Genomic DNA, 17,661 nt, shown 5'->3' on the forward strand with positions numbered 1-17,661 from the left:
TTCCTCGATCACTTTTTCTTTTTACTGCTAGAAGAAACCTTTTTCTTCTTTTTTAACTTACCCGAACGGGTTTTGGCGTTTTCAGCCTTTTGCGCGGCTTTACGGGCAGCCACTGCAGGCCGCTTTCCGCCTTTGCGTGTCGGGGTACGCTTTTTAATCTTGCGTTTGGGCTGGGCATCTTCGCTTTGCCCGCCTTCACCTCGCCTATTGAGCGGCTCTTTTTCCGGTTTTGCTACAGGGGCTTCAACACTGGCCTCTACTGGCACAGCCTCATCTGATCCCACCTTGCGCTTGCGGAAAGGCGAGGACTTGGCTGTGGTTTCGGTATGCTTGGCCCAGGGGTTAGCACTGGTATTGCTGGGTTTTTCTTTTTTATCGCGGCCCCGGCGCTCGCGTTCCAACTGATGTTCTACTGCCATTTCCATAGCGCGGGCACTCACCCGCGTACTCTCTTTCTTTTTCTTCGACTCACGCTTTGCGCGTGGGACCAGTTCATTCAAGGTGAAATCCACCTTGCGCTCTTCGAGATCCACCCGTGCAACCTGCACGGTGACAGAATCACCCAAATGGTAACGCTTGCCACTGCGCTCCCCGATAAGACGCTGGTGCGCCTGCTCAAAACGATAATAGTCTTTGGGCAGGGCAGTGACATGAATCAGGCCCTCCACGTAGAGTTCATCCAACTCCACAAATAACCCAAAGCCGGTTACCGCACTGATAACACCGGAATAGGTTTCGCCCACATGGTCCTGCAGGTATTCACATTTTAGCCAGCTAAGCACATCCCGGGTCGCATCATCGGCGCGCCGCTCGGTCAGCGAACACTGCTCCCCAAGTTGCAACATGGCCGGCATGTCGTAGGGTAAAATCTGCTCTCGAGCAATCGGTTTGGCGCCGGGCACAGAGTAAACTTTTTTTACTACCGCAGCTGGGTTGGCGCTGCCGTTGCGTATCAACCAGCGCAGCGCCCGGTGCAGGAGCAAATCCGGATAGCGGCGAATCGGGGAGGTGAAATGGGCATAGGCCGGGTAATCCAAACCGAAGTGTCCGCGATTCTCCGGCTGGTAAACCGCCTGGTTCATAGAACGCAGCAGCATCACCTGAATAATATGCGCATCTGCACGGCCCTCAATCTGCTCCATCAGGTCCTGGAAATCTTTGGGCTGGGGCTCACCACCACCGGGAAGGCGCAATCCCAATTCACCCAGGTATTCGCGCAAATTACTGAGTTTTTCCTCTTTGGGCGCATCGTGTACCCGGTAGAGTGCGGGCAGTTCCGATAGCTCCATCAGACTCGCCGCGCTGACATTGGCCGCGAGCATACACTCTTCGATCAGCTTGTGAGCATCGTTGCGCACCACCGGAATAATCCGCTCAATTTTTCGTTGGGCGTCAAATATTATCCGGGTCTCAGTCGTCTCAAAATCAATAGCACCCCGGCGCTCCCGCGCTTGGCGCAACGCCAGGTAGAGGTCGTGGAGATTGTCCAGGTGTGGGGTGAGGGTCGCAAATTGCTTGCGGGCACCACTGTCGCGGTTATCCCGCTCATCGAGTATTTGCCCTACCTGGGTATAAGTCAGGCGCGCGTGGCTGCGCATAACCGCCTCAAAGAAACGGTAATCCTGAATTTCACCGCTTCGGGTGATGTGCATTTCGCAGACCATACACAGCCGATCGACATCGGGGTTCAGGGAGCAAAGGCCGTTGGACAATTTCTCCGGCAGCATGGGTACAACGAAATCCGGAAAATAAACCGAGTTTCCACGGCCGTGCGCTTCCTCATCCAGCGCACTACCCGGACGTACATAGTGGGAAACGTCGGCAATGGCCACCAGCAATTTCCAATTGCCATCGGGTAAAAGTTCACAGTAGACCGCATCATCAAAATCCCGCGCGTCTTCACCATCGATAGTAACCAATGGTAACTGGCGAAGATCCACCCGGGATTTCTTGTGGTCCTCAAGCACTTCATCGGCAATTTCATTGACCTCGGCCGTCAGTGCACTGGGCCAGGTGTGGGGAATTCCGTAATTGCGAATCGCAACGTCAATCTCCATACCCGGGGCAAGGTGGTCACCGAGAACTTCGCTAACCTCACCTTGCGGCACTTTATCCCGGCCCGGTTGGGTAACAATTTTTACTACGACATACTGGCCGTGATCGGCTCCGGCGGTATCCTCAGAGGCCACCATAATATCCAGGTTAATACGGGGATTGTCCGGGCGCACAAAACAAATACCATTTTCCCGGTACAGACGCCCAGCCAGCTGCTCGGTATTGTGCTTGATCACCCGAACAACAGCGCCCTCGCGTTTACCGCGAAAACCTCCGGGCGTTTCCCGCACTAATACTTCGTCACCATCAAAGACTTTGCGCATCTGTCGGTGGGATAAAAAAAGATCGGTGCCGCCATCGCTGGGGATAACAAAACCAAAACCGTCCCGGTGCCCCATAACCCGGCCGCGTATCAGGCTCATTTTATCCAGAACACCAAAATCACCGGCACGGTTGCTGGCAATCTGCCCATCCCGGGACATGGCGATCAAACGGCGCCGCACCCCTTCGCGGCGATCCTCATCGGTTATTTCCAGTAAATCGGCCACCGCTTCCCAGGGCACAGGTTCCGCCTGCTTCTCAAGGACTTGTAACAAGTACTCCCGACTGGGCACGGGCTTTTCATATTTCTCTGCCTCGCGCTGGGCATGAGGGTCAATATTGAAGGGGTCTGAGGTATTTTTTTGAGTCAAAACAGCATCCGTTGTTGGGCAGTTGCCAGGGTTGGCAACCTCCGGAGATTATCCGGCCATAAAGAAAGGCGGCGCCGATGGTGGATTCCTGGTCAATAATTCGCCGCTATTGCACGCATTATAAGCGATTTCGCCGATTTTCCCGACCCAAGAAAAAAATGTTGAAAAAAGCGCAACGCAGCCGTTGACACAGGGGGGCAGATCTCTATAGTTCGCGTCCTCAACGGAGCACACGTTGAATTGCCCAGGTGGCGGAATTGGTAGACGCGCTAGCTTCAGGTGCTAGTGACCTTACGGTCGTGGAGGTTCAAGTCCTCTCCTGGGCACCAATTCCAAAAAGGCTGACTCGCAAGAGTCGGCCTTTTTTCGTTTGGGCGATTAATTTTCCGGCCTTCACTTTTAGCTCTCTCCTTCTCAAATCCCTGCCAGGAAAATTCCGGGCACAAAAAAAGCCGGCCCTGAAGACCGGCTTTTTGCAAAGGAGAGTTTACTTTAGTGCCCTGCACTGCCTCCATTAAAGTCCCCAAGATCTACAGCGATATCGCTGGGTGCATCGCTGGTACCCAGCTCCAGTTCAGCATCAAACTTAGGTGTGGTTTCCGCCTCCTCAGCAGCTGAAGCTACGGCAGGACTCAGCTCTCCAGACTTGAGACGCATCTCAGGGGAGTTCACTGCATCGACACCACTACTGTAAGGCTTCACAGCACTAAAGATCGCGGGGTCTACATGGCTGAAATCCTCTACCGCATTCTGAACTGCTGATTTGAGGCCCTGGGATGCCTGGGCACCAGCAACTGACTGCAGCTCGTCACCAGTACTGGTAACCGTCGGGATCTGGCCAATAAAGTCGGGCTCATAGTAACTGACGGAATAGATATCCAGTGTATTGGTGACATCCATGCGGAGAGGGTTAGTCGCCTCACCAATAATGGTCCACAGCTCAGTTTCTGTTCCCAGGGTCACAGCGGATGCAGTGATATGGGTATCTCCGTAAGTTTCAGCGGTCAGGATGCCAAAGCTGGAGCTGGCCAGGGAGACAGTGCCCCGCCCTGCATCGATCTCGTCAATCACAAGATCTCCAGCAGCGAGCACACTGATATCGATATCCGCGCCCGAAGTGGCAACACCCAGGACACTAACATCCGTCTCAATATCTACATCGCCACCAACAACCAGTTCGGCACGATCAGCGGTCAAGCTACCGCCGATTGTGTCTGTTGAGCTGCTGGTGACATAAATATCGCCCTCACCATCGTAGCCCAACCGCATATCGCTGAACTGGAGTCCGGCCCCGTTTTTATTGAAGCTTTCGGATCTATTTCCGCCATCTTCAAAATCAAATGCACGATCGGTCAGGACGGTAATACTGTCAGAGGTGTTATCCAGATATTCGAAGCCTGTGAAGCTAAAGTTACCTACCTGGTTGCCACTGCTATAAATCTCCCAGGTAGCACCGGACAGGTTGTATTGGAAATCATCAGATCCGCCACCACCAGCAAGCTCTACATCCTGGCCAATATCAGTTTCTACCGTCAGCAGGTCATTGCCAGCACCAAGGGAAATACTGTCAATCACAGTGCCGGAGAAGGTGACGGTGTCACTGCCTGCACCAGTATCAATCCCGGTGAGTTCACCACCGTTTAAATTAAACTCGTCAGCACCTGAACCGGCAGTAATAGACTCGATACCGGTAATCGTGAGTGATTCCCCACCACTGGAAACTGTGTGTTCAGAGTCATTGATATCCCAGACGGCATCAATATCTGCACCATAAACAGTATCTGTGCCGGAACCTGCAGCAACACTATCCAGGTCGGCAAACGTTACTCCGCCAATCGTCATGGTATCCAGAGCGCTAAACTCATACTCACCATCGATATCCTGGCCAATATAACTTCCCGCCCCTTCTACGAGTTCGAGGTTATCAAAATAGACGGTCAAGCCATTTACTTCAGCCTCTACACTGCCTTCGACAAGTGAGTTGCCGGAGCTCGTGGAGGTCCAGGTAGCGCCATCCGCACTAACGGTGTCGCTACCACCTGCGCCATCTACCGTTTCCAGCCCACTGAAGTCGATGCCCGCAACACTGATATCGCCATCGGAGCTAAGGGTAAAGTCATCGTCACTGTCAGTGGCCACCAGGGTGTCATTACTACCCGACGTATTTACTTCTTCAAGGCCGGTAAAACTGATGCCCGCAGTTTCCAGTGCCTGATCCCCCTGCAACTGGAACTCAGCAGAATCGTAGGTGTTTGTCAGGACGGAAGTGACCGCACTGGAAATGTTATAGAAGGACAGTGAGCCAGCAGCTACCTGGTTATCAGTACCCGTTAATGACAGGCCATCACTGTAGGCGCTGGCATCCAGGCTATCATCACCGCCATTGCCATCCACCGCAGACATGCCGGATACGGTCATGCTGTAAACTTCTACATCCGCATCAGACTGGAGCACAAATGCATCATCATTGGTTGTAGCAACCAAATCTGCATTTACGGCGGTGAGATTATCGATGTTGGTAAAAGTGATGCTGCTGTTAACGGCTTCGTTATCAGTTCCCGTGAGGCTCCAATCTGCACCGTCTGCACCAGTAGCAGTATCATCACCCGTTCGAGCGTTAATGGTACTCAATCCGGTAAAGGCGATACCGTAGCTGGTCGCGGCATTATCACCATCTATAGTGAAGCTATCCGCGCCAGTAGTGCCTATCAGCGCTGAAGTCACGGCACTGACGATGCCATCAAAAGTCAGGCCAGCCACCGTTACCTGATTATCGGTGCCGGTAAGCCTCAAGCTATCGCTATAGGCGCTGGCGTCCAGGCTGTCATCACCACCCTGACCATCGACAGCAGACATACCGGAAACGGTCATGCTGTAGACTTCGATATCACCAGTCGACTGCAGCGTAAAGGCATCTGCACTGCTGCTTCCCAACAGATCGGCATCGGTTACAGCAAGGCTATCGACACCGGCGAAGCTAATGCCACTGCTGCTGGCTTCATTATCATCCCCTTCCAGAGTCCAATCAGCACCGCTAGCGCCAATAACACTATCGCTGCCAGAGCCCGCCTCAACGGTATCCACCTCGGTAAAGTTAATTCCGGCGACCTCTAAGGCATTATCACCGGTGATGGTGAAGCTATCCGCATCACTGGTACCGGTCAGCACTAAGGTCTCTGCATCTGAAATGCCGGAAAACACTAAGGTGCCGGCGCTGACTTTTTTATCCGTGTCGGTGAGGGTCAGGCCATCGGTAAAGTTCGTGGCATCCAGGATGTCATCACCATTGCCAACCACCTCGGACATGCCGGAGACCGTCATATCATTGACTTCGACATCGCCGCCAGAGGTTAGGAGAAACGTTTCTGTACTGTTGCTGTAACCCTCAAGGTTGGCATTGACGGTAACCAGGGTTTCCACGCCGGTAAAGGTGATACCGTGATTGGTCGCCTCATTAGTATCGCTTCCCAGGACCCAGTTTTGACCGCTGGCCCCGGTGACACTGTCTGTGCCATCCATGGCGTTAACGCTGTCAATATCGCTGAAGGCTATCTGATTGGCCTTCAGGGCTTCATTGCCTGTTACCTCGAAGGTATCGTTCCCCGCCGAACCTTCCAGGTCACCGCCACTGACACTCTCAATATCGCTGAAGGTGATTGAGCTTGTAGTCGCCTCATAGTCATCACCAGTCAGGGTTACGGTGCTGATCGCAGTAACACTGTCACTGCCTGTTCCCGCATCCCCCGCATCGACCGTGTCCACACTGCTAAAGTTGATGCTATTGGCAGTTAGGCTGTTATCACCGGTTACGACGAAGCTATCTGCTGAATCAGAGCCTTCGAGGCTATCCGCAGTGACGCTTTCAATATCACTAAACGTAATTAAGTTCGTTTCGGCTTCATAGGCTGTGCCGGTCAGGGTTACGGTGCTGATCGCGGTAACACTGTCACTGCCGGTTCCCTCATCCCCGGCATCGACCGTGTCCACACTGCTAAAGTTGATGCTATTGGCAGTTAGGCTGTTATCACCGGTCACGACGAAGCTATCTGCTGAATCAGAGCCTTCGAGGCTATCCGCAGTGACGCTTTCAATATCACTAAACGTAATTAAGTTCGTTTCGGCTTCATTGGCTGTGCCGGTCAGGGATACGGTGCTGATCGCGGTAACACTGTCACTGCCTGTTCCCTCATCCCCCGCATCGACCGTGTCCACACTGCTAAAGTTGATGCTATTGGCAGTTAGGCTGTTATTACCGGTCACGACGAAGCTATCTGCTGAATCAGAGCCTTCGAGGCTATCCGCAGTGACGCTTTCAATATCACTAAACGTAATTAAGTTCGTTTCGGCTTCATAGGCTGTGCCGGTCAGGGTTACGGTGCTGATCGCGGTAACACTGTCACTGCCGGTTCCCTCATCCCCGGCATCGACCGTGTCCACACTGCTAAAGTTGATGCTATTGGCAGTTAGGCTGTTATCACCGGTTACGACGAAGCTATCTGCTGAATCAGAGCCTTCAAGGCTATCCGCAGTGACGCTTTCAATATCACTAAACGTAATTAAGTTCGTTTCGGCTTCATTGGCTGTGCCGGTCAGGGATACGGTGCTGATCGCGGTAACACTGTCACTGCCTGTTCCCTCATCCCCCGCATCGACCGTGTCCACACTGCTAAAGTTAATGCTATTGGCAGTTAGGCTGTTATCACCAGTTACGACAAAGCTATCTGCTGAATCAGAGCCTTCGAGGCTATCCGCCGTGACGCTTTCAATATCACTAAACGTAATTAAGTTCGTTTCGGCTTCATTGGCTGTGCCGGTCAGGGATACGGTGTTGATCGCGGTAACACTGTCACTGCCTGTTCCCTCATCCCCCGCATCGACCGTGTCCACACTGCTAAAGTTGATGCTATTGGCAGTTAGGCTGTTATTACCGGTCACGACGAAGCTATCTGCCGAATCAGAGCCTTCGAGGCTATCCGCCGTGACGCTTTCAATATAACTAAACGTAATTGAGTTCGTTTCGGCTTCATTGGCTGTGCCGGTCAGGGTTACGGTGCTGATCGCGGTAACGCTGTCACTGCCTGTTCCCTCATCCCCGGCATTAACCGTGTCCACACTGCTAAAGTTGATGCTATTGGCAGTTAGGCTGTTATCACCGGTCACGACAAAGCTATCTGCTGAATCAGAGCCTTCGAGGCTATCCGCCGTGACGCTTTCAATATCACTAAACGTAATTGAGTTCGTTTCGGCTTCATTGGCTGTGCCGGTCAGGGTTACGGTGCTGATCGCGGTAACGCTGTCACTGCCTGTTCCCTCATCCCCGGCATCGACCGTGTCCACACTGCTAAAGTTGATACTATTAGCAGTTAGGCTGTTATCACCGGTCACGACAAAGCTATCTGCTGAATCAGAGCCTTCGAGGCTATCCGCCGTGACGCTTTCAATATCACTAAACGTAATTAAGTTCGTTTCGGCTTCATAGGCTGTGCCGGTCAGGGTTACGGTGCTGATCGCGGTAACGCTGTCACTGCCTGTTCCCTCATCCCCCGCATCGACCGTGTCCACACTGCTAAAGTTGATGCTATTGGCAGTTAGGCTGTTATCACCGGTTACGACAAAGCTATCTGCTGAATCAGAGCCTTCGAGGCTATCCGCAGTGACGCTTTCAATATCACTAAACGTAATTAAGTTCGTTTCGGCTTCATTGGCTGTGCCGGTCAGGGATACGGTGCTGATCGCGGTAACACTGTCACTGCCTGTTCCCTCATCCCCGGCATCGACCGTCGTCACGCTGGTAAAGCTGATATTTGCAGCATCCAAGGCGTTATCACCGGTGATGGTGAAGCTATCCGCATCACTGGTACCGGTCAGGGCTAAGGTCTCTGCATCCGAAATGCCGGAAAATACCAGGGTGCCGGCGCTGACTTCATTAGTGCTACCGGTGAGGGTCAGGCCATCGGTAAAGTTCGTGGCATCCAGGCTGTCACTACCGTCGCCAACCACCTCTGACATGTCGTAAACCGTCATATCATTGACTTCGACATCGCCGTCGGAGGTCAGAACAAACGCATCCGCATTGCTGCTACCCTCAAGGTTGGCACTCACGGCAACCAGGCTTTCCACACCGCTGAAAGTAATACTGCTATTGGTTGCTTTGTTATCTTCAGTAGTCAGGGCCCAGTTTGCACCACTGGCACCAGTCACACTATCGTCACCGTCTGCGGCATCAATAGTAGTGCCAAATCCTGTCACAGTAATCTCATTGGCTGTGACTTCTGTAGCGCTCACTACGACAAAAGTATCGTTATTGCTAGAGCCGGCCAGGGTGCCGGCAGCCGTAATACTTTCAATATCGCTAAAGGTAATGGAGCTTGAGGTTGCTTCATTATCATTGCCGGTCAGGCTTACGGTGCTGGTCGCAGTAACACTGTCACTGCCTGTTCCCTCATCCCCAGCCTTAACTGTCGTCACGCTGGTAAAGCTGATATTTGCAGCATCCAGGGCGTTATCACCGGTGATGGTGAAGCTATCCGCATCACTGGTACCGGTCAGCACTAAGGTCTCTGCATCTGAAATGCCGGAAAACACTAAGGTGCCGGCGCTGACTTTTTTATCCGTGTCGGTGAGGGTCAGGCCATCGGTAAAGTTCGTGGCATCCAGGCTGTCACTACCATTGCCAACCACCGCTAACATACCGGAAACCGACATCTCATTGACTTCGACATCGCCGTCGGAGGTCAGAACAAACGCTTCTGCACTAGAGGTACTCACAAGGTTGGCATTGACGGCAACCAGGGTTTCTACGCCGGTAAAGGTGATACCGTAGTTGGTCGCCTCATAATCATCGCTTCCCAGGGTCCAGTTTTGACCGCTAGCCCCGGTGACACTGTCTGTGCCAGCCATGGCGTTAACGCTGTCAATATTGCTGAAGGCAATCTGATTGGCCTTCAGGGCTTCATTGCCTGTTACCTCGAAGGTATCGCTCAACCCCGAACCTTCCAGGTCACCGCCACTGACACTCTCAATATCGCTGAAGGTGATTGAGTTTGTAGTCGCCTCATAGTCATCACCAGTCAGGGTTACGGTGCTGATCGCGGTAACGCTGTCACTGCCTGTTCCCTCATCCCCGGCATCGACCGTGTCCACACTGCTAAAGTTGATGCTATTGGCAGTTAGGCTGTTATTACCGGTCACGACGAAGCTATCTGCTGAATCAGAGCCTTCGAGGCTATCCGCCGTGACGCTTTCAATATCACTAAACGTAATTGAGTTCGTTTCGGCTTCATAGGCTGTGCCGGTCAGGGTTACGGTGCTGATCGCGGTAACGCTGTCACTGCCTGTTCCCTCATCCCCGGCATCGACCGTGTCCACACTGCTAAAGTTGATGCTATTGGCAGTTAGGCTGTTATCACCGGTTACGACGAAGCTATCTGCTGAATCAGAGCCTTCAAGGCTATCCGCAGTGACGCTTTCAATATCACTAAACGTAATTAAGTTCGTTTCGGCTTCATTGGCTGTGCCGGTCAGGGATACGGTGCTGATCGCGGTAACGCTGTCACTGCCTGTTCCCTCATCCCCCGCATCGACCGTGTCCACACTGCTAAAGTTAATGCTATTGGCAGTTAGGCTGTTATCACCAGTTACGACAAAGCTATCTGCTGAATCAGAGCCTTCGAGGCTATCCGCCGTGACGCTTTCAATATCACTAAACGTAATTAAGTTCGTTTCGGCTTCATTGGCTGTGCCGGTCAGGGATACGGTGTTGATCGCGGTAACACTGTCACTGCCTGTTCCCTCATCCCCCGCATCGACCGTGTCCACACTGCTAAAGTTGATGCTATTGGCAGTTAGGCTGTTATTACCGGTCACGACGAAGCTATCTGCCGAATCAGAGCCTTCGAGGCTATCCGCCGTGACGCTTTCAATATAACTAAACGTAATTGAGTTCGTTTCGGCTTCATTGGCTGTGCCGGTCAGGGTTACGGTGCTGATCGCGGTAACGCTGTCACTGCCTGTTCCCTCATCCCCGGCATTAACCGTGTCCACACTGCTAAAGTTGATGCTATTGGCAGTTAGGCTGTTATCACCGGTCACGACAAAGCTATCTGCTGAATCAGAGCCTTCGAGGCTATCCGCCGTGACGCTTTCAATATCACTAAACGTAATTGAGTTCGTTTCGGCTTCATTGGCTGTGCCGGTCAGGGTTACGGTGCTGATCGCGGTAACGCTGTCACTGCCTGTTCCCTCATCCCCGGCATCGACCGTGTCCACACTGCTAAAGTTGATACTATTAGCAGTTAGGCTGTTATCACCGGTCACGACAAAGCTATCTGCTGAATCAGAGCCTTCGAGGCTATCCGCCGTGACGCTTTCAATATCACTAAACGTAATTAAGTTCGTTTCGGCTTCATAGGCTGTGCCGGTCAGGGTTACGGTGCTGATCGCGGTAACGCTGTCACTGCCTGTTCCCTCATCCCCCGCATCGACCGTGTCCACACTGCTAAAGTTGATGCTATTGGCAGTTAGGCTGTTATCACCGGTTACGACAAAGCTATCTGCTGAATCAGAGCCTTCGAGGCTATCCGCAGTGACGCTTTCAATATCACTAAACGTAATTAAGTTCGTTTCGGCTTCATTGGCTGTGCCGGTCAGGGATACGGTGCTGATCGCGGTAACACTGTCACTGCCTGTTCCCTCATCCCCGGCATCGACCGTCGTCACGCTGGTAAAGCTGATATTTGCAGCATCCAAGGCGTTATCACCGGTGATGGTGAAGCTATCCGCATCACTGGTACCGGTCAGGGCTAAGGTCTCTGCATCCGAAATGCCGGAAAATACCAGGGTGCCGGCGCTGACTTCATTAGTGCTACCGGTGAGGGTCAGGCCATCGGTAAAGTTCGTGGCATCCAGGCTGTCACTACCGTCGCCAACCACCTCTGACATGTCGTAAACCGTCATATCATTGACTTCGACATCGCCGTCGGAGGTCAGAACAAACGCATCCGCATTGCTGCTACCCTCAAGGTTGGCACTCACGGCAACCAGGCTTTCCACACCGCTGAAAGTAATACTGCTATTGGTTGCTTTGTTATCTTCAGTAGTCAGGGCCCAGTTTGCACCACTGGCACCAGTCACACTATCGTCACCGTCTGCGGCATCAATAGTAGTGCCAAATCCTGTCACAGTAATCTCATTGGCTGTGACTTCTGTAGCGCTCACTACGACAAAAGTATCGTTATTGCTAGAGCCGGCCAGGGTGCCGGCAGCCGTAATACTTTCAATATCGCTAAAGGTAATGGAGCTTGAGGTTGCTTCATTATCATTGCCGGTCAGGCTTACGGTGCTGGTCGCAGTAACACTGTCACTGCCTGTTCCCTCATCCCCAGCCTTAACTGTCGTCACGCTGGTAAAGCTGATATTTGCAGCATCCAGGGCGTTATCACCGGTGATGGTGAAGCTATCCGCATCACTGGTACCGGTCAGCACTAAGGTCTCTGCATCTGAAATGCCGGAAAACACTAAGGTGCCGGCGCTGACTTTTTTATCCGTGTCGGTGAGGGTCAGGCCATCGGTAAAGTTCGTGGCATCCAGGCTGTCACTACCATTGCCAACCACCTCCGACATGTCGTAAACCGTCATATCATTGACTTCGACATCGCCGTCGGAGGTCAGAACAAACGCATCCGCATTGCTGCTACCCTCAAGGTTGGCACTCACGGCAACCAGGCTTTCCACACCGCTGAAAGTAATACTGCTATTGGTTGCTTTGTTATCTTCAGTAGTCAGGGCCCAGTTTGCACCACTGGCACCAGTCACACTATCGTCACCGTCTGCGGCATCAATAGTAGTGCCAAATCCTGTCACAGTAATCTCATTGGCTGTGACTTCTGTAGCGCTCACTACGACAAAAGTATCGTTATTGCTAGAGCCGGCCAGGGTGCCGGCAGCCGTAATACTTTCAATATCGCTAAAGGTAATGGAGCTTGAGGTTGCTTCATTATCATTGCCGGTCAGGCTTACGGTGCTGATCGCGGTAACGCTGTCACTGCCGGTTCCCTCATCCCCGGCATCGACCGTGTCCACACTGCTAAAGTTGATGCTATTGGCAGTTAGGCTGTTATCACCGGTTACGACGAAGCTATCTGCTGAATCAGAGCCTTCAAGGCTATCCGCAGTGACGCTTTCAATATCACTAAACGTAATTAAGTTCGTTTCGGCTTCATTGGCTGTGCCGGTCAGGGATACGGTGCTGATCGCGGTAACACTGTCACTGCCTGTTCCCTCATCCCCCGCATCGACCGTGTCCACACTGCTAAAGTTGATGCTATTGGCAGTTAGGCTGTTATTACCGGTCACGACGAAGCTATCTGCTGAATCAGAGCCTTCGAGGCTATCCGCAGTGACGCTTTCAATATCACTAAACGTAATTAAGTTCGTTTCGGCTTCATAGGCTGTGCCGGTCAGGGTTACGGTGCTGATCGCGGTAACACTGTCACTGCCGGTTCCCTCATCCCCGGCATCGACCGTGTCCACACTGCTAAAGTTGATGCTATTGGCAGTTAGGCTGTTATCACCGGTTACGACGAAGCTATCTGCTGAATCAGAGCCTTCAAGGCTATCCGCAGTGACGCTTTCAATATCACTAAACGTAATTAAGTTCGTTTCGGCTTCATTGGCTGTGCCGGTCAGGGATACGGTGCTGATCGCGGTAACACTGTCACTGCCTGTTCCCTCATCCCCCGCATCGACCGTGTCCACACTGCTAAAGTTGATGCTATTGGCAGTTAGGCTGTTATCACCGGTCACGACGAAGCTATCTGCTGAATCAGAGCCTTCGAGGCTATCCGCCGTGACGCTTTCAATATCACTAAACGTAATTGAGTTCGTTTCGGCTTCATTATCATTGCCGGTCAGGGTGACGGTGCTGATCGCGGTAACGCTGTCACTGCCTGTTCCCTCATCCCCGGCATTAACCGTGTCCACACTGCTAAAGTTGATGCTATTGGCAGTTAGGCTGTTATCACCGGTCACGACAAAGCTATCTGCTGAATCAGAGCCTTCGAGGCTATCCGCCGTGACGCTTTCAATATAACTAAACGTAATTGAGTTCGTTTCGGCTTCATTATCATTGCCGGTCAGGGTGACGGTGCTGATCGCGGTAACGCTGTCACTGCCTGTTCCCTCATTCCCGGCATTAACCGTGTCCACACTGCTAAAGTTGATGCTATTGGCAGTTAGGCTGTTATCACCGGTCACGACAAAGCTATCTGCTGAATCAGAGCCTTCAAGGCTATCCGCCGTGACGCTTTCAATATAACTAAACGTAATTGAGTTCGTTTCGGCTTCATTGGCTGTGCCGGTCAGGGCTACGGTGCTGATCGCGGTAACGCTGTCACTGCCTGTTCCCTCATCCCCGGCATTAACCGTGTCCACACTGCTAAAGTTGATACTATTAGCAGTTAAGCTGTTATCACCGGTCACGACAAAGCTATCTGCTGAATCAGAGCCTTCGAGGCTATCCGCCGTGACGCTTTCAATATAACTAAACGTAATTGAGTTCGTTTCGGCTTCATTATCATTGCCGGTCAGGGTGACGGTGCTGATCGCGGTAACGCTGTCACTGCCTGTTCCCGCATCCCCGGCATTAACCGTGTCCACACTGCTAAAGTTGATGCTATTAGCAGTTAGGCTGTTATCACCGGTCACGACGAAGCTATCTGCTGAATCAGAGCCTTCAAGGCTATCCGCAGTGACGCTTTCAATATAACTAAACGTAATTGAGTTCGTTTCGGCTTCATTGGCTGTGCCGGTCAGGGTTACGGTGCTGATCGCGGTAACGCTGTCACTGCCTGTTCCCTCATCCCCGGCATTAACCGTGTCCACACTGCTAAAGTTGATGCTATTAGCAGTTAGGCTGTTATCACCGGTCACGACGAAGCTATCTGCTGAATCAGAGCCTTCGAGGCTATCCGCCGTGACGCTTTCAATATAACTAAACGTAATTGAGTTCGTTTCGGCTTCATTATCATTGCCGGTCAGGGTGACGGTGCTGATCGCGGTAACGCTGTCACTGCCTGTTCCCTCATCCCCGGCATTAACCGTGTCCACACTGCTAAAATTGATACTATTAGCAGTTAAGCTGTTATCACCGGTCACGACAAAGCTATCTGCTGAATCAGAGCCTTCGAGGCTATCCGCCGTGACGCTTTCAATATAACTAAACGTAATTGAGTTCGTTTCGGCTTCATTATCATTGCCGGTCAGGGTGACGGTGCTGATCGCGGTAACGCTGTCACTGCCTGTTCCCGCATCCCCGGCATTAACCGTGTCCACACTGCTAAAGTTGATACTATTAGCAGTTAGGCTGTTATCACCGGTCACGACAAAGCTATCTGCTGAATCAGAGCCTTCGAGGCTATCCGCCGTGACGCTTTCAATATAACTAAACGTAATTGAGTTCGTTTCGGCTTCATTGGCTGTGCCGGTCAGGGTGACGGTGCTGATCGCGGTAACGCTGTCACTGCCTGTTCCCGCATCCCCCGCATCGACCGTGTCCACACTGCTAAAGTTGATGCTATTGGCAGTTAAGCTGTTATCACCGGTTACGACAAAGCTATCTGCTGAATCAGAGCCTTCGAGGCTATCCGCCGTGACGCTTTCAATATAACTAAACGTAATTGAGTTCGTTTCGGCTTCATTGGCTGTGCCGGTCAGGGTGACGGTGCTGATCGCGGTAACGCTGTCACCGTCTGCTCCCCCATCCCCTGCATCAACCTTGGTCACATCACTAAACCTGATGCCTTTGGCCCTTAGACTGTTATCACCCGTCACCTCGAAGCTATCTGCTGAATCAGAGCCTTCGAGGCTATCAACACTCATAGTGTCAATATTACTAAACGTAATTAAGTTTGTTTCGGCTTCATAGTCATTGTCGGTCAGGGTCGCAGTGCTGATTGCTGTGATATTGTTATCACCACCACCCAAATCAACTTCTTCAATACCAGAAAAGGAAATGGTATCGAGGGAAAATGCGTTGTCACCAGTAATGGTTATATCATCGTTATCATCTGACAATGTGAATTTATCTGAATCACTGCTGCCTGTAATAGTACCGGCATTACTTACAGTAAGGTCGCCCAACGTATTTTCTGTTGCATCAGATCCGGTATCACTATATGAGTCATAACCTACGGTTAAATCAAAATTATAAACATCGATAGTGCCTGAGTTAGTAAAAGCTCCGCCGGCCTGAATAATCAGGTCACTACTACCAGTGGCCTTAATAGTGGCTTTTGAATCGACTGTCACATCACTGTAAGAAGTTAGCGTGAGTGTTGTATCCTCGCTCCAGCTAATACTTTCATTAACTAGGATGCCGTAGCCCCCATCATTTCTTGACTCTCCTGTATCAGTGACATTAATTACATAATTATTATTCTCTAGTCCTTCTTCAATTGATCCTGCGGTAATACAGTTCGACGCATCGCCACAGTCACCGTCACCCACGATATCCATCCAACCCGGGTCCAACAACCAGGTGCCGGTCTCCCCATCCCCATAAGCAAGGGTGGAAACAAACATGTTGTCTTCATCCAGATTCAGGTAAATCTTGCCGGAAGTTTCTACCAGGCCGCCATCACCGCCGTCTTCCCCTGACTCGGCGAGAATCGTACCGCCAAAATCAGTAGTGTCATCGGCCCAGACAATAACGGTGCCACCATCGGCATCGCCAACACCGCTGGCATCGATATTGGCTTCTGCCGTGACCATGGTGGTTTCGGCATTACGAACATCTTCATTATTCCCCTGGTAGTCGCCGCCAATAAGGACTTCACCACCGGAGGAAGTACCACGGGCATCAATATTCCCGCTGACAACAACTTCATCACCCAAAACAGCAACGTAACCGCCACTGCCAGAGTCAGCGGCTACCGAAATATCTCCGCTGTGCTCAGCAAAATCGCCCTCCAGGACAACCTCACCACCGGCGCTGCCGGATGCATCCAGAGTTCCACTATTGACGACCCCGGAACCCGATCCAAACAGGCGGATCTTGCCTCCGCTGGTATCAATACCACGAGCGGTTATTGTGCCTTCATTGTTTACTGCGGCAGTAAACAGGTCGCCGGAAACACTGGCTTCCATCACAACTTGGGCGCCGTCAATGGAACCTTCGTTTAATACGGCACTATCGAGGCCGAGGTCATTTTCCATAACCTCTTTAGTTACTTTGAGGCCGATCAAGCCATCCGCATCAAAAGTTAATAAAGCTTCATCAGCTGCTGCCAGGGTAACAAGTTCTGCACTGATTAAACCGCTAGAGGCATTTGTTACCTGCTTACCAACCAGGACTGCGCTGGACGCATTAATTACACCCCGGTTAATAACAACCCCTGAGGAACCCGACTCGCCTTTAAAGGCAAAATCGCCGTTCATAAAGTCTTCAGGGCTCATATCGAGCCCGGACGCGGTTATCGCACCGACATTAACTGTGGCTGTTTCGGTAAAGAGAACTCCTCGCGGGTTCACCAGGATAACGTGGCCGTTGGCTTCTATCGCACCTTGGATCGTGGTGACATCCTGATCCAGGATTCGGTTCAGTACGATAGAGGAGGAGTCCGGCTGCAGGAATTGAACCAGTTCCTCTTCACTTAAATTAAAAGAATCCCAGTCGATTGATAACAGGTCTGTTACCTGGTCGACCGTTGTTGTGGCCCCATCGACATCGATGGTGCCGCTACCGCCGGTTACCACACCGCCTTCAGGTCCAGCATGAACCATCGGACTGATCAGCCCTGCAAACAGGCCTGCATAGGCAAAACTTGATACCTTAATGGCACTTGCTAATTTTCTTAACTCAAGCTTTTTGTCTTTGGCTTTCATACCAGCACCTTGCGAAGAGGAACCTTGCTACTTT

General features: G+C 51.8%; 2 protein-coding genes and 1 tRNA gene. 1 reads left to right on the forward strand and 2 read right to left on the reverse strand.

Going from position 1 to position 17,661, the window contains the following annotated elements; all coding sequences use genetic code 11:
* Window positions 1–8: 8 nt before the first annotated feature.
* Window positions 9–2,747, reverse strand: a complete 2,739-nt coding sequence (gene rnr, locus P0078_RS12145; protein ID WP_282930245.1) for a ribonuclease R — start codon at window positions 2,745–2,747, stop codon at window positions 9–11.
* A 242-nt stretch (window positions 2,748–2,989) separates the two neighbouring features.
* On the opposite strand from rnr, the gene P0078_RS12150 reads away from it, so the two are divergent.
* Window positions 2,990–3,076, forward strand: a tRNA-Leu gene (locus P0078_RS12150).
* Window positions 3,077–3,239: 163 nt separating this feature from the next.
* Here the strand turns inward: P0078_RS12150 and P0078_RS12155 are convergent.
* Window positions 3,240–17,627, reverse strand: coding sequence for a filamentous hemagglutinin N-terminal domain-containing protein (locus tag P0078_RS12155; protein WP_282930246.1), 14,388 nt, complete (start codon window positions 17,625–17,627; stop codon window positions 3,240–3,242).
* Between the last annotated feature and the right edge of the window lie 34 nt (window positions 17,628–17,661).

Origin of the sequence: Microbulbifer sp. VAAF005 (genome assembly GCF_030012985.1) — a bacterium.
GTDB lineage: Bacteria > Pseudomonadota > Gammaproteobacteria > Pseudomonadales > Cellvibrionaceae > Microbulbifer.